Source organism: Uliginosibacterium sp. H1 (assembly GCF_036017065.1).
Classification (GTDB): Bacteria; Pseudomonadota; Gammaproteobacteria; order Burkholderiales; family Rhodocyclaceae; genus Uliginosibacterium.
The window spans coordinates 326,444-350,319 of the sequence record NZ_JAYXHR010000001.1 but is presented as its reverse complement, the minus strand read 5'-3'; the positions used below and the strand labels follow the sequence as shown (position 1 = coordinate 350,319).

The window sequence follows — 23,876 nt, the reverse complement described above, 5'->3', positions numbered from 1 at the left end:
GGAGCACTCATGCAACGTCGTAACTTCATCAAGGCCTCGGCGATGACCGCTGCCATGGCACTGGCCGGCTTCTCGGCTGCGTTCGCCCAGGCACAGGAGACCATCAAGGTAGGCGTGCTGCACTCGCTGTCGGGCACCATGGCCATTTCCGAGACCGTGCTGAAGGACACCGTCCTGATGGCGATCGACGAGATCAACGCCAAGGGTGGCGTGCTGGGCAAGAAGCTGGAGCCGGTGGTGGTCGACCCCGCTTCCAACTGGCCGCTGTTCGCCGAAAAGGCCCGCCAGCTGATCTCCAAGGACAAGGTTGCCGTGACCTTCGGCTGCTGGACCTCGGTGTCCCGCAAGTCCGTGCTGCCGGTGTACGAAGAACTGAACAGCCTGCTGTTCTACCCGGTGCAGTACGAAGGTGAAGAGCTCTCCAAGAACGTGTTCTACACCGGCGCCGCGCCCAACCAGCAAGCCATCCCGGCCGTCGAGTACCTGATGAGCAAGGACGGCGGCTCCGCCAAGCGCTTCGTGCTGCTGGGCACCGACTACGTGTACCCGCGCACCACCAACAAGATCCTGCGCGCCTTCCTGAAGTCGAAGGGCGTGGCTGAAGCCGACATCATCGAGGAATACACCCCCTTCGGTCACAGCGACTATCAATCGATCATCGCCAAGATCAAGAAGTTCTCCAGCGAAGGCAAGAAGACTGCCGTCATCTCCACCATCAACGGCGACTCCAACGTGCCCTTCTACAAGGAACTGGGCAACCAGGGCCTGAAGGCGACCGACGTGCCGGTCGTGGCTTTCTCGGTCGGTGAAGAAGAACTGCGCGGCGTGGATACCAAGCCGCTGGTGGGCCACCTGGCCGCCTGGAACTACTTCATGTCCGTCAAGAATCAGGCCAACACCGAGTTCGTGAAGAAGTGGAGCGACTACGCCAAGGCCAAGAACATCCCCGGCCACAAGGACAAGCCGCTGACCAACGACCCGATGGAAGCCACCTACATCGGCATCCACATGTGGGCGCAGGCTGTCGAGAAGGCCAAGTCGGTCGACACCGACAAGGTCATCGCCGCGATGGCCGGCCAGACCTTCAAGGCGCCGGGCGGCTTCATCTCCACGATGGACAAGGAAAACCATCACCTGCACAAGCCGGTGTTCATCGGCGAGATCAAGGCCGATGGCCAGTTCAACGTGGTGTGGAAGACCAAGGGCCCGGTGGTTGCCGACCCGTGGAGCGACTACATCGCCGAGAACAAGGGCAAGAAGAACGTGCCCGAGAAGAAGTAAGACCGACCATGTCATGCGCGTGCATCCGCAAGGCTGCGTGCGCATGACACGAACGGAGAGCCTGGCGGTGGCGCAAGCCGTCGCCAGGCCACCGGCGGACCGCAGCCGCCGATGCGACAGCGTGATTCGCAAGACCGCAGTACCGCAACGACCGCCGCAACAACGTAACTCCCCGCGCAGCATCGACCGTTGCGCAGCCGCGATGCCCGCACGGGTCGCCGTATCAAACCGCCAGAGCCGGCGGCACAAACAGCACAAAAGAACAGACGTACAGACGGAAACGCCATGGCCATGACTCATGCTGCAAGACCCCTCCCTGCCCTGTTCGCCGATGTGCTGATGTGCCTGGCCCTGTGCCTCGGCATGCTGGGCACCGCGCACGCGGCGATTCCGAAAGAACTCATCCTCCAGTTGGCGACCGGCGACAGCGACGAGAAGATCGCCGCGATGGGCCAGATCGCCGCCACCGCCGATCCCGCCGCACTGCCGCTGCTGCAGGCCATGGACGACGGCCGCCTGCAGGTACTGGAAGAGAAGCAGCAGGTCCTGCTGTACAACGAGGCCGGCGAAGTGACGGATGCCGTCACCGGCGCGAAGCTGGACCCGGTGCCCGAAGGCGCCGAGGACATCACGGTCAACAACCGCCTGCGCAGTGCGCTCGAAGGTGCGATGGCCGCGCTGCAGCTGACTGCGGCCGACACCGCCGTGCGCCTAGACGCCGCGCGCAAGATCAAGAGCAGTGCCACACCCGAAATGCTGCCGCTGATCGAGCGTGCCATGAAGGCGGAGAAGGACCCGCAGGTCGGCGCGCTGCTGCGCACCACCCAGGCCAGCCTGCAGCTCGCCAGCGACAACGTGTCCACCCGCATCGCCGCCGTCAAGTCACTGGCCAGCAGTGGTGACTCCGAGATCAAGCAGCTGCTGCTCGGCCTGCTGGAGAAGAACGGCGAGACCTTCAAGGAACCCGAAGCCGCCGTGCGCATCGAGGCGCAGAAGGCCATCAGCGACATCGACGGCCGCCTCAAGATGGGCGAGTACGCCGGCATGGCCTTCACCGGCATCTCGCTGGGCAGCATCCTGCTGCTGGCCGCGCTGGGCCTGGCCATCACCTACGGCCTGATGGGCGTCATCAACATGGCGCACGGCGAGCTGATCATGATCGGCGCCTACGCCACCTACCTTACGCAGAACCTGGTGCGCGCCTGGGCACCGGGCCTGTTCGAGTTGTACCCGCTGCTGGCGGTGCCGGTGTCCTTCACGGCAGCCGCGCTGGTCGGCGTGGCGATGGAGCGCATCGTCATCCGCCACCTGTACGGCCGCCCGCTGGAAACCCTGCTGGCCACCTGGGGCATCAGCCTGATGCTGATCCAGCTGGTGCGCTCGCTGTTCGGCGCCCAGAACGTGCCGCTGGAAAACCCGCAATGGCTGTCCGGTGGCTTCCAGGTGATGAGCAACCTGATCCTGCCGTACAACCGCATCGCCATCATCGTCTTCGCCGGACTGGTCGTCGCCGGCATGGCGCTGATCCTCACCAAGACGCGCCTCGGCCTGTTCGTCCGCGCCGTGACGCAGAACCGCAACATGGCGAGTTGCGTCGGCGTCGCCACCCCGCGTGTCGACACCGTGGCCTTCGGTCTCGGCTCGGGCATCGCCGGGCTGGCCGGCTGTGCGCTGAGCCAGGTCGGCAACGTGGGGCCGGACCTCGGCCAGAGCTACATCATCGACTCCTTCATGGTCGTGGTGCTGGGCGGTGTGGGCCAGCTGGCCGGCACGGTGTACGCCGCGCTGGGCCTGGGCGTCATCAATAAGCTGTTCGAAGCGCAGGCCGGTGCCGTGCTCGCCAAGATCGCCGTGCTGGTGATCATCATCGTGTTCATCCAGAAGCGTCCGCAGGGCCTGTTCGCCGTGCGTGGCCGCTTTGTAGAGCAGTGAAAGGCGAAACGTGAAAAGTGATGCCCCCTCCCTGACCCTCCCCCCACCGGGGGAGGGAATCGATCACCGCGATCAGCGCGCGCCTGCGTTGCACATTTCACCTTTCACGTTTCACTGATCAGCCATGCTCGACAAGACTCTCGTCACCCGCATCTTCGGCCCCAGGGGCTGGCTGGGGCTCGCTCTCTTCGCGGCCATCACCCTGGTGCTCGTGCCCATCCTCAACCTGGCCGTGCCCGAGGACAGCGCCTTCCACCTTTCCACCTACTGGGTAACGCTGATCGGCAAGATCATGTGCTACGCCATCGTCGCGCTGGCGATGGACCTGGTGTGGGGCTACACCGGCATCCTGTCGCTAGGCCACGGCATCTTCTTCGCGCTCGGCGGCTACGCCATGGGCATGTACCTGATGCGCGCCATCGGCCGTGAGGGTAACTACCAGAGCGATCTGCCGGACTTCATGGTGTTCCTGAACTGGAAGGAGCTGCCCTGGTACTGGGTCGGCACCGACAGCTTCCTGTACTGCATGGCGCTGGTGGTGCTGGTGCCGGGCATCCTCGCGCTGATCTTCGGTTATTTCGCCTTCCGCTCGCGCATCAAGGGGGTGTACTTCTCGATCATCACCCAGGCGCTGACCTTCGCCGCGATGCTGCTGTTCTTCCGCAACGAGACCGGCTTCGGCGGCAACAACGGCTTCACCGACTTCAAGCGCATCCTGGGCTTCCCGATCGCTGCGCCGGAAACCCGTGTCGCACTGTTCGCCATCACCGCGCTGTTCCTCATCGGCTTCCTGTTGCTGGGCCGATTCATCGTCACCAGCAAGCTGGGCCGCGTGCTGAACGCCATCCGTGACGCCGAATCGCGCGTGATGTTCTCGGGCTACAACCCGCTGCCCTACAAGCTGTTCATCTGGGTGCTGTCGGCCGTGATCTGCGGCATCGCCGGTGCGCTGTTCGTCCCGCAGGTGGGCATCATCAATCCGAGCGAGATGTCCCCGGCCAACTCCATCGAGATCGCCATCTGGACCGCCGTTGGTGGCCGCGCGACGCTGGTGGGGCCGCTGATCGGCGCGGGCCTCATCGCCGGTGTGAAGAGCTGGTTCACCGTGGCCTTCCCCGAGTACTGGCTGTACTTCCTCGGCCTCATCTTCATCCTCGTCACGCTGTACCTGCCGCGCGGCGTGGTCGGCCTGATCAACAAGGAACGCGCATGAACGCCGCAGCCACCAACGAGAAGAACGAAGCGCGCATGAGCGGCGCCCAAGGCACGACCGACCGCGCCGTCGGCCTGGAGCGCCCGGTCGACAGCAGCAAGCTGGACACCACGCACGGCGTCATCCTGTACCTGGAAGACATCACCGTCACCTTCGACGGCTTCCGCGCCATCAACAAGCTGAACATCGCCATCGACCGCGGCGAACTGCGCTGCATCATCGGCCCGAACGGCGCCGGCAAGACGACCATGATGGACGTCATCACCGGCAAGACGCGACCGGACTCCGGCACCGCCTTCTTCGGCCAGACCATCGACCTGACCAAGCTGAACGAGGCGCAGATCGCCCACGCCGGCATCGGCCGCAAGTTCCAGAAGCCCACCGTCTTCGAGCAGCTCTCGGTCTTCGAGAACCTGGAGCTGGCGATGAAGATGGACAAGGGAATCTGGACCAGCCTGTTCTTCAAGCTGACCGGCGCCCAGCGTGACCACATCGCCGAGACGCTGGAGATCATCAACCTGAAGGACCAGGCACATCGCCCCGCCGGCCTGCTGTCGCACGGCCAGAAGCAATGGCTGGAGATCGGCATGCTGCTGATGCAGGAGCCGCAACTGCTGCTGCTCGACGAACCGGCCGCCGGCATGACCGACGAGGAAACCGCGCGCAGCGGCGAGCTGTTTCTGTCGCTGGCCGGCAAGTACACGCTGGTGGTCGTCGAGCACGACATGGAATTCATCAAGCAGATCAGCAAGAAGGTGACCTGCCTGCACGAAGGCAGCGTACTGGCCGAAGGCACGCTGGAGCAGGTGCAGAACGATGAGCGCGTGATCGAGGTGTATCTCGGCCGCTGACGCGGCCTCGCTGTGAAACGTGAAAGGTGAAAGGTGAAACGTATTGATGCGCGCGGTGCTGCCGCACATTTCACGTTTCACTTTTCACATTTCACTCAACAAGGTTTCCAAGCATGCTGACAGTCGAACAACTCAACCAGTACTACGGTGGCAGCCACACCCTGCGCGGCCTGTCGCTCTCGCTGGAGCAAGGCAAGGTCACCACCCTGCTCGGCCGCAACGGCGTGGGCAAGACGACCTTGCTGAAATGCCTGATGGGCCTGCTGCCCGTGGCGTCCGGCAGCGTGAAGTTCGAAGGCAAGGACATCACGAAGAGCGCGCCGTATGCGCGCGCCGCCCTGGGCATGGCCTACGTGCCGCAGGGGCGCGAGATCTTTCCGCGCCTCACCGTGGAAGAAAACCTGCAGATGGGCCTCGCCAACGGCAAGGCCTCGCGCGGGGTGCCGGAGTACATCTTCGAGATGTTCCCCGTGCTGAAGGACATGCTGAAGCGCCGTGGCGGTGACCTGTCCGGCGGCCAGCAGCAACAGCTCGCCATCGGCCGCGCGCTCACCATGCGCCCCAAGTTGCTGATCCTCGACGAACCCACCGAGGGCATCCAGCCGTCCATCATCAAGGACATCGGCAATGCCATCCGCAAGCTGGCTGCCGGCGGCGAGATGGCGATCCTGCTGGTCGAGCAGTACTACGACTTCGCCGAGTCGCTGGCCGACAACTACGCGGTGATGTCGCGCGGCGAGATCATCCAGGCCGGTCCCGGCAGCGAGATGAAGGAAAAGAACGTCCAGTCGCTGGTGGCGATCTGATCGGCAACGCCCGGCCGGCCGGGCTCTCCGGGCACCTGAGGCACATAGGCCTCATGCCTGCTCGCGCGCCAGCGACCGTGCCTGGCGCGCTATGATCCCGCCCATGTCGTCCCGCCTCCGACCCGCTGAATGATCCCGGTCGAATCTGCCCTCGCGGCCGCCCACGCCCAGCACAACCAGCATTCCCATGCCCACGGCTGGCGTGCGCGCCTGACGCTGCGCACCGAGAACCGGGACGGGCGCAGCGCGCTGGTACGTCGCGAACACCTCGGGCCGCTGCGGGTGCAGAAGGCCCTGTATCCCGAAGGCGACGCCGTCTGCCAGGTGCTGGTGCTGCACCCGCCCGCCGGCATCGCGGGGGGTGACGAGCTGGATCTCGATATCTCCGCCGCCACCGGCTCGCACCTGCAGCTCACCACGCCGGGAGCCGGCAAGTGGTACCGCAGCATCGGACCGTGGGCGCACCAGCGCATCCACCTGAAAGCCGAAGCCGAAGCCCGCCTGGAGTGGCTGCCGCAGGAAACCATCCTGTTCGACGAGGCACTCGCCCGCCAGCACATCGACATCGCCCTGGCGTCAAGCGCACGCGCGATGGGCTGGGACATACTCTGTATCGGCCGTCAGGCGCGTGGCGAGCGCTTCACCCGCGGTACCCTCAGGCAGGCGCTGGACTTCCGAGTGGATGGCCGCCTGTTGTGGACCGAACGGGGCAGCCTGCAGGGCAGCGATGCGTTGCTTGCCGCCGACGCCGGGCTGGCCGGTTGCACCGTCAACGGCACGTTCTGGATGTATGCCGCCGGCCTCGACCGCACGCTGCTGGACAGCCTGCGCGAAGAACGCTTCGACGACGGCCAGGCCGGCATCACCATGCCGGCCGGCACTGACAAGGGATTGGTGGTGGCGCGCGCCATCGGTGACAAGGCCGAGTCGCTGCGCCACTATTTCACCCGGCTGTGGCACCGCGCCCGGCCGGTCGTCATCGGACGCGAGGCGCTGGCGCCGCGCATCTGGTCCACCTGAACGATACGGGCTCACAGAAGAGGAACGGGCATGGAACTGACCCCGCGCGAAAAAGACAAGCTGCTGATCTTCACTGCCGCCCTGCTGGCCGAACGCCGCAAGGCCCGCGGCCTGAAGCTGAACTACCCGGAAGCCATCGCCTACATTTCCGCCGCCATCATGGAAGGTGCGCGCGATGGCAGGACGGTGGCCGAGCTGATGAGCTACGGCACCACCCTGCTCGGCCGTGACGACGTCATGGACGGCGTGGCCGAGATGATTCCCGAGATCCAGATGGAAGCCACCTTCCCGGACGGCACCAAGCTGGTCACGGTGCACAACCCCATCGTATGAGACAGGAGCACCGTATGGGCCAACACGCCATTTCCGCGAGAACGCTTGCTGCCATCGGCTTGCTGCTGCCGGCCCTGGCCTTTGCGCATACAGGTGGAGACGCCGGCATCCACCATGGCTCCGCTTTCATGCAGGGCTTCACCCATCCCTTCACCGGCCTCGACCACCTTGCCGCGATGGTCACCGTCGGCATCTGGAGCGCAGTCGTGTTCAGTGGCTCCGCCCTGCGCATCGCCATTGCGCCCGTAGCCTTCGCCGCCCTGCTGCTGGTCGGTGGCCTGGCGGGTTTCGCCGGCGTGCAACTGCCGGGCGTGGAGCCGATGATCGCCGCGTCCCTGCTGGTGCTGGGCGTGCTGCTGGCGACTCGCGCGAAGCTGCCGGTCGCGGCGGGCGCGGTCATCGTGGGCCTGTTCGCGCTCTTCCACGGCGTGGCACACGGCCATGAGCTGCCGGCTGACGAGGCCTTCGCTTCCCTGGGGGGCATGGTGCTGGGCACGATGATCCTGCACCTGCTGGGCATCGCCATCGGTCACTTCGTCCTGCAACGCAACGTCTGGCTGCCGCGCGTGACCGGTGGCGCCGTCGCACTTTTCGGACTCGGCCTGCTGGCTGGTCTGGCCTGAGGAGCACAACACATGATTCCCGGCGAACTCTTCACCGACGAAGGCGACATCGAACTGAACGTCGGCCGTCGCACCGTCACGCTCAGCGTGTCCAACACCGGCGACCGTCCCATCCAGGTCGGCTCGCATTACCACTTCGCGGAAACCAACGCCGCGCTGGACTTCGACCGCAGCGCGGCGCGCGGTATGCGCCTGAACATCGCGTCCGGCACCGCGGTGCGCTTCGAGCCCGGCCAGAGCCGCACGGTGGAACTGGTGGACTACGCCGGCGACCGCAAGGTGTACGGCTTCCGCGGACTGGTGCAGGGAAAGCTGTGAAACGTGAGATGTGAAAGGTCAAACGTGGCGGCACCCCGGCACGTTTCACTCTTCACCTGAGCGCACAACGCGAATCACGTTTCACCTTCAAGGAAAAGACGGAGCACGAAAATGGCAAAGATCTCCCGCCGCGCCTACGCGGAAATGTTCGGCCCCACCACCGGCGACCGCGTGCGCCTGGCCGACACCGAACTCGTCATCGAGGTCGAACGCGACTACACGAACTACGGCGAAGAAGTGAAGTTCGGCGGCGGCAAGGTGATCCGCGACGGCATGGGCCAGGGTCAGCGCCTGTCCGGCGAGGTGGCGGACACCGTCATCACCAATGCGTTGATCATCGACCACTGGGGCATCGTCAAGGCGGACATCGCCATCAAGAACGGCCGCATTGCCGCCATCGGCAAGGCCGGCAACCCGGACGTGCAACCGGGCATCACGATTCCCATCGGCGCAGGCACCGAAGTCATCGCCGGCGAGGGCAGCATCGTCACCGCGGGCGGCATCGACACGCACATCCACTTCATCTGCCCGCAGCAGATCGAGGAGGCGCTGATGTCGGGCGTCACCACCATGATCGGTGGCGGCACCGGCCCCGCGACCGGCACCTACGCCACCACCTGCACGCCGGGGCCGTGGCACATCTTCAAGATGCTGGAAGCCGCCGAGGCCTTCCCGATGAACCTCGGTTTCCTCGGCAAGGGCAATGCCTCGCTGCCGGGCCCGCTGGAAGAGCAGGTGGAGGCTGGCGTCATCGGCCTGAAGCTGCACGAGGACTGGGGCACCACGCCCGCCGCCATCAACAACTGCCTGGACGTCGCCGAGAAGCATGACGTGCAGGTGGCCATCCACTCCGACACGCTGAACGAATCCGGCTTCGTGGAAGACACCGCCGCGGCGTTCAAGGGCCGCACCATCCACACCTTCCACACCGAAGGCGCGGGCGGTGGCCACGCGCCCGACATCGTGAAGCTGGCCGGCATGGCCAACGTGCTGCCCAGCTCCACCAACCCGACGCGCCCTTACACCATCAACACCATCGACGAGCACCTCGACATGCTGATGGTGTGCCACCACCTCGACGCCAGCATCGCCGAGGACGTGGCCTTCGCGGAGAGCCGCATCCGCCGCGAGACCATCGCCGCCGAAGACATCCTGCACGACATCGGCGCCATCTCGATGTACTCCTCCGACTCGCAGGCCATGGGCCGCGTCGGCGAGGTGATCATCCGTTGCTGGCAGACCGCCCACAAGATGAAGGTCCAGCGCGGCGCGCTGGAAGGCGACGGCCCGCGCAACGACAACGCACGCGTCAAGCGCTACATCGCCAAGTACACGATCAACCCGGCCATCGCGCACGGCATCTCGCACGAGGTGGGTTCCATCACCGTCGGCAAGCTGGCCGACCTGGTCGTCTGGAAGCCGGCCTTCTTCGGCGTGAAGCCCAGCCTGATCCTCAAGGGCGGCATGATCGCCGCCGCTGCGATGGGCGACCCTAACGCCTCCATCCCGACCCCGCAACCGGTGCACTACCGCCCGATGTTCGGCTCCTTCGGCCGCGCCCTGAAGACCTCCGTCACCTTCGTGTCACAGGCTGCGCTCGCCAACGGCAAGCTCACCGCCCTGGGCCTCGCCAAGCCGCTGGTGCCGGTCGGCAAGATCCGCAACGTGAAGAAGACCGACATGATCCACAACGGCTGGTGCGGCCAGATCGAGGTGGATGCCGAGACCTACCAGGTGCGTGCCGATGGACAGTTGCTGACCTGTGAACCGGCATCCTCGCTACCGATGGCGCAACGCTACTTCCTCTTCTAAATCCGCGCTGAACACATGCTGGTCATCGAGCAACACTACGTCGGCAAGGACGCCGCCTCCGAACGCCTCGTGCTGGATTTCGAGGCACGCAGCAAGAGCCGCCTGCGCACGAAGCTGGTGAGCGGCGAAGACGCGGGCCTTTTCCTGCCGCGCGGCGGCATCCTGAAAAGCGGTGACCGTCTGCTGGGCAACGACGGTCGCGTCGTTGCCGTGGAGTCCGCTGCCGAAGCCGTACTCGACGCACGCTTCGCCACGCCGACCGAACTCGCCAAGGCCGCCTACCACCTCGGCAACCGCCACGTCGCCGTGCGGGTGGACGAAGGCTTCCTGCGCATCCTGGACGACCACGTACTGGGCGCCATGCTGGAAGGCCTGGGCGCGACGCTGACGAAGCTGACCGCCTCATTCGAACCCGAAGCCGGCGCCTACGGTGGCCACGCTGCGCATCACCATCACGAAGCGCACGAGCAGAGTCACAGCGGGCGCATCCACGAGTACCGGAAGTAGCATGCGAACCTTGCTGCCACGTGAGCGCCCTCTCGTTGCTTTCCTTTATCGGGAGGCAGCACTCACTACCGATCTCGACTCGGTTCAAGTTGAACCGATGTGTGATGGCGGAATGGGCAGTTTGCGTATCGCACCTTTCGAGTCCGTTCGTGCCTTCGACCGCATCGCTGCCGAGTGCCATTACCTGGACGCTGATGACGTGCCGGTGTCCGTTGCGTTGAACGTAGACAGCGACGATGTGCCGCTTGAGCTGGACATTTGGAAGGTGGATTTCTCGCCCACACTTTCCTGGCCGGAGCGCGGCGCCATTCATGCAGGCCCTCCGATCGTGCGCGCTTCCGCTGAACAATCCGGCCAGTAATGGAAGCCCGCACCCTCCTCCGCCTGCTGCACCTCGCCAGCCCGGCCCTGCCGGTCGGTGCGTTCAGTTATTCGCAAGGGCTGGAGTCCGCCGTGGAAACCGGCATCGTGACCGATGCGGCGAGCGCGGAGCGCTGGATCACGCAGGTGGCGCGTTTCGCCGTCGCGCGTTGCGAAGGTCCCGCACTGCATGCGCTGCTGGCTGCCTGGCAGGCGCAGGACGCCGCCCGTATCGCGCGCCTGAACGATGCCTTCCTCGCCACGCGTGAAACCGCCGAGTTGCGCGCCGAGACGATCCAGATGGGCTACTCGCTGGCGCGCCTGCTAGGCGACCTCGATGGCACACCGGCTTGTCAGCGCACCACGCTAGCGTCGATGAGCGACATCGCGTTTCCGACAGCCTGGGCTGCGGCGGCCAGCGAGCTGCCGGCGCGCGAGGCCCTCGACACTTATCTGTGGGCCTGGGCAGAGAACCAGGTCATGGGCGCGGTGAAGCTGGTGCCGCTGGGCCAGACCGACGGCCAGCGGATCCTGATGCGACTCATCGAAGCGCTGCCGGCCATCGCTGACGAGGCGCTGTCCCGTGGCGAAGACGAGTGGGAGAACTTCACGCCGCATTTCGCCATCCTGTGCAGCCAGCACGAGACGCAGTACACACGGCTGTTCCGTTCCTGAAACCGGTGAGAAGTGAAAGGTGAAATGGGAAAGCATTCCTTCGCGCACCACGTTTCACTTTTTACCTTTCACGTTTCACCAAGGTAAGAAGACATGACTACACCCCGTCCCCCCCTCCGCGTCGGCATCGGCGGCCCTGTCGGTTCCGGCAAGACCGCGTTGACGCTCGCGCTGTGCAAGCGCCTGCGTGAGCACTACAACATCGCGGCAATCACCAACGACATCTACACCGAGGAAGACGCGCAGTTCCTGGTGCGCAACGAGGCGCTGTCGCCCGACCGCATCATCGGCGTGGAGACCGGCGGTTGCCCGCACACCGCCATCCGCGAGGACGCGTCCATCAACCTCGAAGCGGTGCACCGCATGAACCTGCGGCACCCCGGGCTGGACATCATCCTCATCGAGAGCGGTGGCGACAACCTGGCAGCGACCTTCAGCCCGGAGTTGTCGGACCTCACGCTGTACGTGATCGACGTGGCTGCCGGCGAGAAGATTCCGCGCAAGGGCGGGCCCGGCATCATGAAGAGCGACCTGCTGATCATCAACAAGATCGACCTCGCGCCGATGGTGGGTGCCTCGCTGGAGGTGATGGAACGCGACGCGAAGAAGATGCGCGGCGAGCGCCCTTTCGTGTTCAGCAACATGAAGACCGGCCACAGCCTGGAGGAGATCGTCCGCTTCATCGAGAAGCAGGGGCTGATGAAAGACTGAGGAAGGATTGAGGAAGAACTGATTCAGTTGCTGAATTCCATCTCGAACCGGGCCGTGGCCCGGTTTTGCATTCCCCTCTGCCACGGCCTGTCGGCCACAGGCGACGATCCCGTCGGGCACGCACGAATAAGCGCCTGCCGCGGGGCCAGTTCCACCCTTTCTGCGCGCGCCTGCTCGCCTATGCTTAGGCACGGCCAGTCCGCCGAATTCCGGTTTCACCCATCATGACCACCGCCGCTCCCCTCGACCCGCTGTTCGACCATGCTCCGATCTCCCTGTGGCTGGAGGATTTCAGCGGCATCCATCGTCTGTTCGCCCAGTGGAAGGCCGACGGCATCGAAGACATCGATGCGCACTTCGCAGCCAATCCATCTGCGGTGGAGGAATGCTCCGCGGCAATCCGCGTGCTCGCCGCCAACCAGCGCACGCTGCAGTTGCTGGGCGCGCAGGATTTCGGCCATCTCGTCGCCAACCTGGGCACTGTCTTCCGCGACGACATGCACGACCAGCATGCCCATGACATGGCAGCGCTGTGGCGCGGCGGCAACGGCTTCGCCAGCCAGAGCGTGAACTACGCGCTGGATGGCCGCCGCATCGATGTGCTGGTGAATGCCCGCGTCGTGCCCGGCCACGAGCACGACTGGTCGCGCGTCATCATCGCGCTGGAGGACATCACTGCCCGCGTGCAGGCCGAGCAGCGCGTGAAGCACAGCGAGCAGTACGCGCTGGGGCTGTTCGAGCATTCGCCGGTGTCGTTGTGGGTGGAGGACTTCAGCGGCATCCGTCGCATGATCGAAGACGTGCGCGGCATGGGCATCCAGGACTTCCGCACCTTCCTGAACGTGCATCCGGAATTCGTCACCCACTGCATGCACGAGATCCACGTCATCGACATCAATCGCCAGACGATGAAGATGTTCGGTGCCAGCAACAAGGAAACCATCCTCGGCAACCTGGGCAAGATCTTCCGCGACGACATGCACCAGCACTTCGCCGAACAGTTGATCGACCTGTGGAACGGCCAGCTCTTCCAGCAGCGCGAAGCCATCAACTATTCGCTGTCCGGCCAGGTGGTGAACGTGCACCTGCAGTTCTCCGTGCTGCCGGGCTTCGAGCAGACTTGGGAGCGGGTGCTTATCTCGCTGACCGACATCACCGCCCGCAAGAAGGCCGAGGCCTACCTGGAGTTCCTCGGCCGCCACGATCCGCTGACCAAGCTGAACAACCGCGCCTACTTCGACGAGGAGCTGGCACGCGTCACCCGCAAAGGCCCCTACCCGGTCAGCGTGATCATCGTCGACCTCAACGGGTTGAAGATCGCCAACGACACCATCGGCCACGCCGCGGGTGACGACCTGCTGCGCCGCGCGGGCGAAGCGCTGAAGAAGGCGATCGGCGACAACGAGTGCGTGGCGCGCATCGGCGGCGACGAGTTCGGCATCCTGCTGCCGGGCGCCAACGCGGACGATGCGGAGAAGGCCATCGAGCGCATCCACATCGTGGCCGACCTGAACAACCAGTTCTACACCGGGCCGCGGCTGTCCTTCGCGGTCGGCACCAGTACCTGCGAGGACGCCGGTGCACTCATCCAGGCCGTGCAGCGTGCCGACGAGGCCATGTACGCCGCCAAGCGTGCCCACTACCAGCAGCACGGCAACGACCGGCGCCACCACCCGGCTTCCGACTGAAGCGCGCGGCGGCGCCACCGGTCGGCGCGGCGATACCCGCAAGGGCAAGGTGGTTGCCTCCGCTCCGGTGCTTGCCGACACTGACGGTCTTTTCGAGCCCCGATCGGCCCATGGCTGCCAGCCGTGCATTGCGCTTCCTGTTGTGGATCACCCTGTCCCTGCTGGTGCTGACGGCGCTGGCTGGGCTGGCGCTTCTTTTCGTCAATCGCCACGACGAGCCGGTCTCGGAGTCCGCACTCAAGTTCACCCTGATGTGCCAGAGCCGTCCGCCGGTGGCCGACGCGCAGAACGCCTACGTCTACGCACTGGGCTTCGCCGCAGCGCAGGAAGACGACCCGCGCCGCATCGGCACGCAGCGCATGGCGCAGATCAACGCCGCGCTGCAACAACCCGGCAAGGGCCTGCATAGCCTCGTTGCACCGGAGCAGACGCTGACCCTGCAGCGCCCGCCGGCGCTGCGCAACCTGCTCGGCGAATGCCGGCTGATGGGGCCACGTTGCGATGCCGCGCTGACCAGCAGGATCGACGTGGTACGCCAGTGGCTCAGCGACGAAGCCTGGTTGCTGGACCGTCATCGCGCGCTGCTCGCCAACACCGACTGGCTGGAACCGCGGCCGGTGGAGGGGCGTGCGGCGCCATCCTCCACCCAGTTGATGAGCGTGATGCCGGCGCACGAGGTCCTGCTGGCGCAGGCCTGGCTGCATGCCCGCGACGGCCGGCCGGAGGCTGCGCGCGCCCTGCTTGAAGCCGACCATCGCTTCTGGCGCATGGTGCTGGCCAATACCGAATCGCTGACCACCAAGAGCATTGCCGCCACCGCCCTGAAGCGGCACTTCCAGTACGCCAACCTCGCACTGGCCAGGCTGTCGCCGGCGCAGGCCGCGGCGCTGATCCCGTCCGGCTGGCAGCAGGCCATCAGCGAAGAAGAGCGCTCCATGACCTGGGCGCTGATCGGCGAGTGGTTGTATGCCAACACCTCGCTGGACCTGGCCCGCCGCGACGCGCTGGATGAAGACGCGGCACGACGCAGCGCGTTCGAGCAGGTCCGTCACGCTTTCTCCAGCCGCCTGTTCAAGTACCAGGCGACCAGCAACCAGGTTGCCGAGCAATACATGGACGTCGCCCTCGCACTGGATCGTCCGATCTCGGAGACGGCCGACGCGATGGCCAGCGTGCAGCAATTGCAGAACAGGGCCCAGGGCCTGAAGACACCGTGGTACTCGATGGCCTACAACCCCATCGGCAAGATCCTCACCGCGTTCGGCCATTCCCGCATCGACCGCCATGCCACCAACGTCGCCAACCTCGAAGGGTTGCGCCGTGCCAGCCTGCTGGCCGCACGCCTGCGTGCCACCAGCGACGACGTGGAACAGGCGCGCCAGGCACTCAACACCCCCGAGCTGTACAACCCCTACAGCACCGAGCCGATGGAATGGCGCCCCACCGAGCGCATGGTGGCCTTCGTCGGCCTGACCTCCGGCGACCAGGAAATCCACAGCTTCGTCTACTGAGTCTCCCGGCTCCGGGCCAGCCTGCGAGACCGCTCGCCCGCCGCTGCAAGCCATCGGCATGGCCGCCCGGCCGCTGCCCCGAAGCCGCCCTTTCTCCGCCCCTGCGCCGCTGCTAGAGTGCCCGCACTCATCAAAGGGAGACGGGCATGCGGATGTCCTTGCGGACCAAGGCGGCGATTGCAGCAGGAATCACGGTCGTCGCAGTAGCCGGCGCGGCCGGTGCATGGTGGCTCAAGCATCGCGCCACGCCGCAGGGCGCCGGTGGCGACGTCATCACCGCCCCAGGCTCCGCAAGCGGCACACCGGCGGCGGGCGCTGCGTTCGGCGCCGACAGTTGCCAGGCGAGCCTGTTCGAAGACCAGCCCTCCCTGTCGGTGAGCTTCACCGAACCGCTGGAGCGCGACCAGCCCTTCGACACGCTGGTGCAGGTCACCGATCTCGGCGCGACGGAGAAGAACGAAAACGGCAACGAGGACGGCAATGACGCGCAGGCGCCCGTGCCGCTCACCGACGTCGCGCAGAGTGCGCCCACCGGCAAGGTCGTCCGCAACACCTGGGTGCTGCAGAACAATGGCCGCACCCTGGTGTTTCCCTACATCAGCGCGCAGCGCAACTTCCGCATCACCGTGTCGGCCAGCCTGCGCAGCCAGGGCGGCGCCTCGCTGGAACGTGCACGCGAATGCCGCGTCGCCTCCGCCGACATGGCGCCGACGTATTACTTCGCCAGCAAGGGCACGGTGCTGCCTGCCGGACAGAACGGCGGCCTGCCCATCGTCACCATCAACGTGCCGGAAGTGGATGTGCAGTTCCTGCGCATCGAGCCGGCACAGTTCCCGCAGTTCATCAGCCGCATCATCGGCATCAAGGCCGGCGACAGCGACGAAGAGGAAGACGAGTTCTACTGGGACAGCGGCCGCCGCAACCGCCTCAAGGGCAATACGTACGGCTGGCAGCTCAACCAGCTGAAGGAGATGTCGAAGAGCGTCTACCTCGGCCGCTTCCTCACCGACGAGAAGCAGAACCGTCGCAAGGTGACCCACCTGCCGGTGGAGACGATCGCCGAGCTGAAGGAACCCGGCATCTACGTGGCGGTGATGAGCCAACCCGGCCGCTTCGGCGACAACTACCAGGTCACCTACTTCTACGTCAGCGACATCGGCCTGCACGTGCGCCGCCAGGCGAAACAGATGGATGTGTTCACCACCTCGCTGAAGACCGGCGAGGCGATCACCGGCGCCGACATCGAGGTGCTGGACGCCGAGGCGAAGACCATCGCCCGCGGCAAGGTGGATGGCGAAGGCCGTGCCACCCTGGCCGGCGTGCCGGACAAGGCCCACGTGCTGCTGGCCCGACGCGGCAAGGAACTGTCGATGATCGTGCTGCACGAGCCGGGGCTGGACCTGTCCGAGTTCGAAATCGGCGGCCACCTGCCGCGTGACGCCAAGCTGTTTCTCTACGCCGGACGTGACCTCTACCGGCCGGGCGAAACCTTCACCGCGTCGATGCTGGCGCGCAATGCCGACGGCCAGGTGCTGCCACCCAGCCCCATCACGGTGGAACTGAAGAAGCCCGACGGCGACGTCGTGCAATCTGCCGTGTGGCAGCCGGACGCCCGCACACCCGGCTATTTCCAGCGCGCCATCGTGCTACCGGCCGATGCCGCCACCGGCCGCTGGACGCTGGAGGCCAAGGCCGATCCGGCAGCGAAACGCGCCGACACGGTGTGGAGTTTCCAGGTGGAGGAATTCCTGCCCGAGCGCATGAAGCTCGACCTGAAGAGCGAGGACGCGCCGCTGGCAGACGACGGCAACTTCGCCGTGCAGGTGCGCGGCGACTACCTCTACGGCGCCCCCGCGGCCGGCAACCGCCTGCTCGCCAGCCTCGCCGTGGAACGCGCCACCAATCCCCTGCCCCGCCAGTGGCCGGGCTTCATCTTCGGCGACTTCGCCGACGACAGCGCCAAGACCCGTCGCGACCTGGACGAAACGACGCTCGACGACGAAGGCCGTGCGGAGGTCGACATCCCGCTGGGCCTGGGCAAGCTGCAGTCGCCGATGAAAGCGCGCGCCAGCTTCAGCCTGCTGGAGTCCGGCGGCCGCCCGGTGGTGCGTTCGCTGGAACGCGCCTGGTGGCCGGCTAAGACGCTGATCGGCATCCGCCCCGCCTTCGAACGCAACGTCACCCGCGAGGGCAGCATGGCGGAGTTCGAAGTCATACGCACGGATGCAGCCGGCAAGATCGTGCCGGCCGCCGAGGCCGCCTTCCGACTCTACAAGGAAGACCGCCAGTACTACTGGCGCTACGACGATCGTCGCGGCTGGCATTCGGGCTACACCGAGGGCAACCAGTTGCTGGAGTCCGGCCGCCTGGCGCTGAAGGCCCGTGCGAAGCTCACGCTCCCCGTCGAATGGGGCACCTACCGGCTGGAAGTCACCGACCCCGACACCGGCCTGACGGCGCGCTACCGCTTCTACGCCGGCTGGGGCGCGCAGAACGCCGATGACATCGGCAACCGCCCCGACCGCGTGCAGATGAAGCTGGCCGGCGTACCGGCCAAACCCGGCACCGAGGTGGAACTCACCATGCTGCCGCCGCACGACGGCGAGGCGCTGGTGCTGGTGGAAGCCGACAAGGTGCTGTGGAGCCGCCGCGTGAAGGTGAGCACCTCCGGCACCACGCTGCGCATTCCCATCGACAAGAGCTGGAAGCGCTCCGACATGTACGTCTCCGCCGTGGTGTTCCGCCCCGGCAGCGAAGGCGATCGCGTCACCCCGGCGCGTGCCATCGGCCTCACCTGGCTGCCATTGGCGCGCGACGACCGCAAGCTGAAGGTGGCCATCACCACACCACAACGCGTGGAGCCGGAGAAGCGCGCCACGGCGCGTGTGAAGGTCGAAGGTGCGGCCGGCAAGCCGGCCTTCGTCACCGTGTCCGCGGTCGACGTCGGCATCCTCAACATCACCAGCTACAAGACGCCAGACCCGTTCGACTTCTTCTTCGGCAAGCACCGCTTCGGCATCGAGCTGACCGACATTTACGGCAAGCTCATCGAGAAGATGGATGGCCTGCGCGGCAAGCTGAAATGGGGCGGCGACGCCGGCATGCGCGACACCCGCAGCATGCCCAGCAAGGTGAAGCTGATCGACCTCTTTTCCGGGCCGGTGCAGCTCAACGCACAGGGCGAAGCCGACGTGCCGCTGGACGTGCCGGACTTCAACGGCACGCTGCGCATCATGGCGGTGGCCGCCACCGCGGAGAGCTTCGGCAGTGCCGAGCGCGAGATGACGGTATCCGCCCCCATCGTGGCGGAGATCGCCACGCCGCGCTTCATCGCGCCGGGTGACGCCGCCACGCTGGCGCTCGACGTCACCAACATGAGCGGCACGCCGCAACAGGTCAGCATCAGCCTGAGCGCCGAGTCACCGCTGCGCATCGCGGGCGGCAGCCGCAGCATCAACCTGAAGGACAAGCAGCGCGAGATCCTGCGCTTCACCGCCGAGCCGACCGAGCCCTACGGCCTGGCGCGCATCACGCTGGATCTGCGCACCGCTGGCGCGAAACCGGTCGTCATCAAGCGCGAGTTCGCCCTGCAGGTACAGCCCCCGCTGCCGCGCGAGCACCAGAACCAGCGCCTGCGCATCGAGCCCGGCGCCAGCATCACGCTGGACCGCAACGCCGCCGAACGCTACTTCCGCGGCTCCGCCACGGTGTCGCTCAGCCTGTCCAACAAGCCACCGCTCAACATCAACAGCCTGGTGAAGGGCCTGCTCGACTACCCCTACGGCTGCCTGGAGCAGACCACCAGCGCGGCCTATCCGCACCTGTTCATCGACGAGGCCGGTGCAAAGGCCGTCGGCCTCACGCCGCGCACGCGCGAGGAACGCGCACGCTTCGTCGAAGGCGCCATCGGCCGCATCGCCGGCATGCAGGGCGCCGCGGGCGGCTACAGCCTGTGGGGCAGCAACGGCAGCTACGAATACTGGCTGACCGCCTACGTCAGCGGCTTCCTGATGGATGCACGCGACGCCGGCTTCAACGTGCCGGCCGCGATGCACAAGAACGCGCAGGACTGGATGCTCGACAAGCTGAACAACGCCGGCAACTACCTGCCCGGCGTCCCCGACGCCATCCTCGCCAGCAACGGCGCCAACCGACCGCACGACTACGAGCTGCTGCGCAACGGCCACCAGCGCTTCGCCGAGATGGCCCACATCGGCTACATGCTGGCGCGCGAACAGAAAGCCCCGCTGGCCGTGCTGCGCCTGCTGCACGACAACCACCGCAGGCTGGCCCGCTCCCCGTTGCCACTGGTGCACCTGTCGCTGGCGCTGCGCCTGATGGGCGACGCGAAGCGTGCCGACGAAGCGCTCAACGAGGCCATGCAGCGCCCCTACGGCATCGCCACCAACCGCGGCAACTACTGGGGCGAGTGGCTGGGAGACTATGGCAGCAGCGTCCGCGACAACGCGCTGGCCTACGCCCTGCTCAACCGTCATGAGGTGCAACACCCGCAGCGCGAGAACCTGCTCACCACCGTCGCGGAAAGACTGGGCGAACGGCAGTGGTACTCCACGCAGGAACGACTGGCCCTCTTCCTCGCCGCGCGCGCTGCCGGTGGTGACGCCAGCACCCCCTGGCAGGCCGAGCTGAAGTCCGCGGCTGGCACCCGCCCGCTCACGAGCGCCAGCACGCTGTCGCAGGAACTGCAGCCAGCGGACCTGTCGCGCGGCATCACCGTGGAGAACAAGGGCCCGCAGGCGATCTACGCCGAACTCGAAGCCAGCGGCTTCCCGCTCAAGCCCCCCGCAGCCAGGAGTGACGTCATCGAGATCAGCCGCAGCTGGCACACCGTGGACGGCAAGCGCTGGGGCGGCGGGCCGCTCAAGGTGGGCGACATGCTGATCGCCCGCGTCACCGTGAAAGCGAAACAGCACGTGGAGGACGGCCTGATCGTCGACCACATTCCCGCCGGGCTCGAAGTGGAGAACCTCAACCTGTCGCAAGGCCCCCAGGCCGGTGACTTCAGCATCGACAACGTGAACGTCGGCGAAGCGATGAAGAGCGGCAACATCAAACACACCGAATACCGCGACGACCGCTTCGTCACCGCCGCCAAACTGCCCTTCGGTGAGTCGCGCTTCTTCTACCTGCTGCGCGTAGTGACACCCGGCAAGTTCAGCGTGCCGGCGCCGTATGCGGAAGACATGTACCGGCCGGAGATCCGCGGCATTGGTGTGACGCCGGAACCCGTGTCCATCGTGGATCCGCGCCAGTGATCGCCAGCGAGCACGGTTCGAACAGACTGCGCCCACATCCGGCAATCGTCGCACTGGCTGTTTGCGCAGCCGCGATGCTGGCTCCACCCGCGCACGCAGCCCAGGCGTCGGCCGAATACGCCCTTCGCTGGTCGGCGAAGGGCAACAACATGGCCGACGCCAAGGCCGTGCTGCAAACGCTCAAGCTGAAATCCGACGACAAGGATAACTACGAAGTCCAGTACTTCGACCTGACGCCACCGGCCGATGCACCGCCCGGCGCGACCTCCATCCTGCGTCAGCGCAGGAAGGGCAAGGACAAGTACGAACTCACTTTCAAGTACCGCAGCGATGCCCCCTTCAAAAAACCCGCGCTGAGAGCCTGGACCTGCCCACTGCCGGGCGCGGACGAGTCCAAGGATGAGCTCGACGTATCCTTCTCTGCCGACACGCAGCCCATGCAGGTGTACTCCCGCAGTTGTTCGGTGGAGACCAGGAAAACGGCGCCGCTGCCGCCCGCAGCGCTGGCAGCGCGGTCGCGCGGCTGCATCAGCCGCTTCACACGTCACACCGCAGGCCGACTGAAGATCGAGGAATGGACGCTCGCCAACGGCGAGCGTCTGATCGAAGTATCGCGCAGCGAGCAGGACTCGGCCGACGCACGTGCCCGCTTCCAGCGCGACATCGTGGCACCCCTGTTGCGCACAGGTGTGACGCCCACCGAACGCAGCAAGACCGAGCTGGGCGGCAGTTGCAGCTGACCGGCCCTGCCTTCCCCGCACTCCAGATCCGCCTGCCACCCGGAACCAGCCAGCCCCATGACCACCACACCCGCCATCTCGGACATCGACGCGTTGCGCAGCGCGCTGCAGGCCCGCTTCCCGCTGATATGCATGGAAACCCACGAGGAGCCGCGTGCCACGGCACTGCTGGAAAAGCTCGCGCAGGAAAGCGATCTGCCGCTCTACACCTGGAGCATTGCCGACGGCCTCATCCAGCAGAATTTCCGCTACGGCGGCGCAGGCCCGAGAGACGGCTTCCAGACCGTAGAGGGATGGAAGCCACAGCGCACGGCGCAGGTGGATGCCCAGGAAAATGCACGCAGACGCGAGATCGAAGACACCGTCGAGTTGCAGGAGGCCCTGCACTTCATCGACAAGGAAGGCCCGCCCGGGCTGTACCTTCTGTTCGATCCGCATCACTTCCTGGAACAGGGTGCCGTGCAGCGCCTGCTGCGTGAAGTGGCCTTTGCCCACCATGACCGGGCACGCACCCTGGTGCTGATCGGCCCGCGCCTGGAACTGCCAGCCGAGATCGCGCGCCACGCGCTGTTCCACGAACTCGCCCTGCCGGATGTGGCGCGCATCCGGAAGATCTTCCAGGAGGAACTGGAACTCTTCGCCACCTCGCGCGAAGGTCGCAAGGTCGGCGGCGAGCAGGCCATCGCCAACCGTCTCGTGCAGCAACTCGCTGGCCTGTGCGAGGAGGACGTGCGACGCCTGCTGCGCCTGTCCATCCGCGATGACGCCCAGATCACCGAGCGCGACCTGCAGCGCGTCATGGACGCCAAGCGGAGCATGCAGGCGCAGAGTGCACTGGAAGTCGAGTACGTGAACGGCGACATGACCAGTGTTGGCGGTATGCCCAATCTCAAGCACTGGCTGCAGCTACGTACCGCATCCTTCTGTGGCGATGCAGACGGACTCCCGACCCCGCGCGGCGTACTGCTGCTGGGCGTGCAGGGCGGAGGCAAGTCGCTGGCTGCGCGCACCATCGCCGCCAGCTGGAAGGTACCGCTGGCCCGCCTCGACGTGGGCAGCCTGTACGACAAGTACCACGGCGAGACCGAACGCAACCTGCGTGCCGCACTGGCCGCCGCCGAGGCACTTTCGCCTTGCGTGCTGTGGATCGACGAGATCGAGAAGGCGATGGCCCAGGGCTCGGCAGAATCCGACGGTGGCGTCGGGCGCCGCGTCCTGGGCACCCTGCTCACCTGGATGGCAGAACGCGCCAGCCGCGTCTTCATTGCCGCAACGGCCAACGACGTACGCGCACTGCCCGCCGAGTTGCTGCGCAAGGGGCGCTTCGACGAGATTTTCTTCGTCGACCTGCCGGACGAAGCCACCCGTCAGGACATTTTCCGCATCCACCTCCTCCGCCGCCAGCAACAGCCGCAGGCCTTCGACCTGCCGCGGCTGGCGAGTGCCAGCCAGGGCTTCACCGGTGCGGAGATCGAACAGGCCGTCATCGCCGCCAGCTTCGAGGCACACGCCCAGAAGCTGGTGCTCAACGACACCTTGCTGCTGACCGAGATCGGCCGCACGCGGCCGCTGTCCGTCCTCATGGCGGAGCAGGTCCAGGCCCTGCGGCATTGGGCGACCGAGCGGGCCGTGATGGCGTAAGGGATACCGGGGGCCCCGTTGCGCGGCTACCGCCGCCCCATGCCTTTGCGCGACAATACCCGGCTCACGAAAACCCGCCTGACAGGACTCAACGATGAAGATCCAGAAAGACACTGCCGTCACCATCCGCTACAAGGTTGCCGAGCAGAACGGCATGCCGCTTGACGAAGGTCGCGAGCCCACCTCTTACCTGCACGGCGGTTACGGCAACACCTTCGAGAAGATCGAAGCGGCGCTGGAGGGCCAGGAGGCCGGCTTCCAGACGACGGTCGACCTGGCACCGGAAGAGGCCTTCGGCCTGCGCAACGACAGCCTGGTGCGCACCATGCCCAAGAGCGAATTCCCGCCGGGCGTGAAGGTCGGTGGCCAGCTGGAAGGCCGTGGCGAAGATGGCCAGCCGCAGCGTTTCTATGTCACCAAGATCAAGGGGCCGGTCGTGCATCTGGACGGCAACCACCCGCTGGCCGGCAAGGCGCTGCGCTTCACGGTGAAGGTCGTCTCGGTGCGGGCCGCCAGCGCGGAAGAAATCGCGCACGGCCATGTGCACGGCGATCACGGCCACCACCACTGAGAACCTG

General features: G+C 66.0%; 20 protein-coding genes. All 20 read left to right on the top strand.

The genetic code is table 11. The annotated features are described in order from the left end of the window. The first annotated feature begins 9 nt into the window (after positions 1-9). The 20 genes from urtA to VVD47_RS01480 all read left to right on the top strand — a co-directional run bounded on the left by urtA (position 10) and on the right by VVD47_RS01480 (position 23,869). Positions 10-1,281: an urea ABC transporter substrate-binding protein gene (gene urtA / locus VVD47_RS01575; RefSeq protein WP_327601648.1), complete on the top strand. Its 1,272-nt coding sequence runs from the start codon at positions 10-12 to the stop codon at positions 1,279-1,281. Positions 1,282-1,566: 285 nt separating this feature from the next. Then, the gene (gene urtB / locus VVD47_RS01570; RefSeq protein WP_327601647.1) at positions 1,567-3,213 is read left to right on the top strand and encodes an urea ABC transporter permease subunit UrtB; all 1,647 of its coding nucleotides are present in this window, start codon (positions 1,567-1,569) and stop codon (positions 3,211-3,213) included. A 124-nt stretch (positions 3,214-3,337) separates the two neighbouring features. After that, the gene (gene urtC / locus VVD47_RS01565; RefSeq protein ID WP_327601646.1) at positions 3,338-4,426 is read left to right on the top strand and encodes an urea ABC transporter permease subunit UrtC; all 1,089 of its coding nucleotides are present in this window, start codon (positions 3,338-3,340) and stop codon (positions 4,424-4,426) included. Beyond that, complete coding sequence (gene urtD, locus VVD47_RS01560) at positions 4,423-5,277, top strand: urea ABC transporter ATP-binding protein UrtD (RefSeq protein WP_327601645.1); 855 nt, start codon at positions 4,423-4,425, stop codon at positions 5,275-5,277. The genes urtC and urtD overlap by 4 nt, the downstream gene beginning before the upstream one ends. Positions 5,278-5,390: 113 nt before the next feature. Beyond that, positions 5,391-6,083, top strand: coding sequence for an urea ABC transporter ATP-binding subunit UrtE (urtE, locus tag VVD47_RS01555; protein ID WP_327601644.1), 693 nt, complete (start codon positions 5,391-5,393; stop codon positions 6,081-6,083). 129 nt (positions 6,084-6,212) lie between these two features. Next, positions 6,213-7,103, top strand: a complete 891-nt coding sequence (locus VVD47_RS01550) for an urease accessory protein UreD (protein ID WP_327601643.1) — start codon at positions 6,213-6,215, stop codon at positions 7,101-7,103. A 30-nt stretch (positions 7,104-7,133) separates the two neighbouring features. Next, positions 7,134-7,436 carry an urease subunit gamma gene (gene ureA / locus VVD47_RS01545; protein WP_327601642.1) on the top strand — a complete coding sequence of 101 codons (303 nt, stop codon included), beginning with the start codon at positions 7,134-7,136 and terminating at the stop codon, positions 7,434-7,436. A gap of 14 nt (positions 7,437-7,450) precedes the next feature. Continuing rightward, the gene (locus VVD47_RS01540) at positions 7,451-8,059 is read left to right on the top strand and encodes a HupE/UreJ family protein (protein ID WP_327601641.1); all 609 of its coding nucleotides are present in this window, start codon (positions 7,451-7,453) and stop codon (positions 8,057-8,059) included. 12 nt (positions 8,060-8,071) lie between these two features. Further along, the gene (locus tag VVD47_RS01535) at positions 8,072-8,377 is read left to right on the top strand and encodes an urease subunit beta (RefSeq protein WP_327601640.1); all 306 of its coding nucleotides are present in this window, start codon (positions 8,072-8,074) and stop codon (positions 8,375-8,377) included. 111 nt (positions 8,378-8,488) lie between these two features. Further along, a complete protein-coding gene (ureC, locus tag VVD47_RS01530; protein ID WP_327601639.1) occupies positions 8,489-10,189 on the top strand; it encodes an urease subunit alpha in 1,701 nt (566 codons plus the stop codon). Positions 10,190-10,204: 15 nt separating this feature from the next. Then, the gene (gene ureE, locus VVD47_RS01525; protein ID WP_327601638.1) at positions 10,205-10,696 is read left to right on the top strand and encodes an urease accessory protein UreE; all 492 of its coding nucleotides are present in this window, start codon (positions 10,205-10,207) and stop codon (positions 10,694-10,696) included. A gap of 1 nt (position 10,697) precedes the next feature. Continuing rightward, complete coding sequence (locus VVD47_RS01520; RefSeq protein WP_327601637.1) at positions 10,698-11,057, top strand: DUF6984 family protein; 360 nt, start codon at positions 10,698-10,700, stop codon at positions 11,055-11,057. After that, the gene (locus VVD47_RS01515; RefSeq protein WP_327601636.1) at positions 11,057-11,731 is read left to right on the top strand and encodes an urease accessory protein UreF; all 675 of its coding nucleotides are present in this window, start codon (positions 11,057-11,059) and stop codon (positions 11,729-11,731) included. Before VVD47_RS01520 ends, VVD47_RS01515 begins: the two co-directional genes overlap by 1 nt. Before the next feature lie 93 nt (positions 11,732-11,824). Beyond that, positions 11,825-12,442, top strand: coding sequence for an urease accessory protein UreG (gene ureG, locus VVD47_RS01510; protein WP_327601635.1), 618 nt, complete (start codon positions 11,825-11,827; stop codon positions 12,440-12,442). Positions 12,443-12,666: 224 nt separating this feature from the next. Further along, a complete protein-coding gene (locus VVD47_RS01505) occupies positions 12,667-14,130 on the top strand; it encodes a sensor domain-containing diguanylate cyclase (protein WP_327601634.1) in 1,464 nt (487 codons plus the stop codon). A gap of 110 nt (positions 14,131-14,240) precedes the next feature. Beyond that, the gene (locus VVD47_RS01500) at positions 14,241-15,641 is read left to right on the top strand and encodes a hypothetical protein (protein ID WP_327601633.1); all 1,401 of its coding nucleotides are present in this window, start codon (positions 14,241-14,243) and stop codon (positions 15,639-15,641) included. A 146-nt stretch (positions 15,642-15,787) separates the two neighbouring features. Beyond that, positions 15,788-20,917: an alpha-2-macroglobulin family protein gene (locus tag VVD47_RS01495; protein ID WP_327601632.1), complete on the top strand. Its 5,130-nt coding sequence runs from the start codon at positions 15,788-15,790 to the stop codon at positions 20,915-20,917. Then, a complete protein-coding gene (locus tag VVD47_RS01490; protein WP_327601631.1) occupies positions 20,914-21,657 on the top strand; it encodes a hypothetical protein in 744 nt (247 codons plus the stop codon). The genes VVD47_RS01495 and VVD47_RS01490 overlap by 4 nt, the downstream gene beginning before the upstream one ends. 57 nt (positions 21,658-21,714) lie before the next feature. Then, the gene (locus tag VVD47_RS01485; RefSeq protein ID WP_327601630.1) at positions 21,715-23,298 is read left to right on the top strand and encodes an AAA family ATPase; all 1,584 of its coding nucleotides are present in this window, start codon (positions 21,715-21,717) and stop codon (positions 23,296-23,298) included. A gap of 94 nt (positions 23,299-23,392) precedes the next feature. Continuing rightward, positions 23,393-23,869 carry an FKBP-type peptidyl-prolyl cis-trans isomerase gene (locus VVD47_RS01480; RefSeq protein WP_327601629.1) on the top strand — a complete coding sequence of 159 codons (477 nt, stop codon included), beginning with the start codon at positions 23,393-23,395 and terminating at the stop codon, positions 23,867-23,869. Positions 23,870-23,876 lie beyond the last annotated feature (7 nt).

Excerpts from the sequence above, each read along its gene's own strand:
- urtB (WP_327601647.1), top strand. The coding sequence starts at position 1,567 with ATGGCCATGACTCATGCTGCAAGACCCCTCCCTGCCCTGTTCGCCGAT.
- VVD47_RS01485 (WP_327601630.1), top strand. The coding sequence starts at position 21,715 with ATGACCACCACACCCGCCATCTCGGACATCGACGCGTTGCGCAGCGCG.
- VVD47_RS01480 (WP_327601629.1), top strand. The coding sequence starts at position 23,393 with ATGAAGATCCAGAAAGACACTGCCGTCACCATCCGCTACAAGGTTGCC.
- VVD47_RS01535 (WP_327601640.1), top strand. The coding sequence starts at position 8,072 with ATGATTCCCGGCGAACTCTTCACCGACGAAGGCGACATCGAACTGAAC.
- VVD47_RS01515 (WP_327601636.1), top strand. The coding sequence starts at position 11,057 with ATGGAAGCCCGCACCCTCCTCCGCCTGCTGCACCTCGCCAGCCCGGCC.
- VVD47_RS01540 (WP_327601641.1), top strand. The coding sequence starts at position 7,451 with ATGGGCCAACACGCCATTTCCGCGAGAACGCTTGCTGCCATCGGCTTG.
- VVD47_RS01550 (WP_327601643.1), top strand. The coding sequence starts at position 6,213 with ATGATCCCGGTCGAATCTGCCCTCGCGGCCGCCCACGCCCAGCACAAC.
- ureA (WP_327601642.1), top strand. The coding sequence starts at position 7,134 with ATGGAACTGACCCCGCGCGAAAAAGACAAGCTGCTGATCTTCACTGCC.
- urtA (WP_327601648.1), top strand. The coding sequence starts at position 10 with ATGCAACGTCGTAACTTCATCAAGGCCTCGGCGATGACCGCTGCCATG.
- VVD47_RS01505 (WP_327601634.1), top strand. The coding sequence starts at position 12,667 with ATGACCACCGCCGCTCCCCTCGACCCGCTGTTCGACCATGCTCCGATC.
- urtC (WP_327601646.1), top strand. The coding sequence starts at position 3,338 with ATGCTCGACAAGACTCTCGTCACCCGCATCTTCGGCCCCAGGGGCTGG.
- ureE (WP_327601638.1), top strand. The coding sequence starts at position 10,205 with ATGCTGGTCATCGAGCAACACTACGTCGGCAAGGACGCCGCCTCCGAA.
- urtE (WP_327601644.1), top strand. The coding sequence starts at position 5,391 with ATGCTGACAGTCGAACAACTCAACCAGTACTACGGTGGCAGCCACACC.
- VVD47_RS01500 (WP_327601633.1), top strand. The coding sequence starts at position 14,241 with ATGGCTGCCAGCCGTGCATTGCGCTTCCTGTTGTGGATCACCCTGTCC.
- ureC (WP_327601639.1), top strand. The coding sequence starts at position 8,489 with ATGGCAAAGATCTCCCGCCGCGCCTACGCGGAAATGTTCGGCCCCACC.
- urtD (WP_327601645.1), top strand. The coding sequence starts at position 4,423 with ATGAACGCCGCAGCCACCAACGAGAAGAACGAAGCGCGCATGAGCGGC.
- ureG (WP_327601635.1), top strand. The coding sequence starts at position 11,825 with ATGACTACACCCCGTCCCCCCCTCCGCGTCGGCATCGGCGGCCCTGTC.
- VVD47_RS01520 (WP_327601637.1), top strand. The coding sequence starts at position 10,698 with ATGCGAACCTTGCTGCCACGTGAGCGCCCTCTCGTTGCTTTCCTTTAT.
- VVD47_RS01495 (WP_327601632.1), top strand. The coding sequence starts at position 15,788 with ATGCGGATGTCCTTGCGGACCAAGGCGGCGATTGCAGCAGGAATCACG.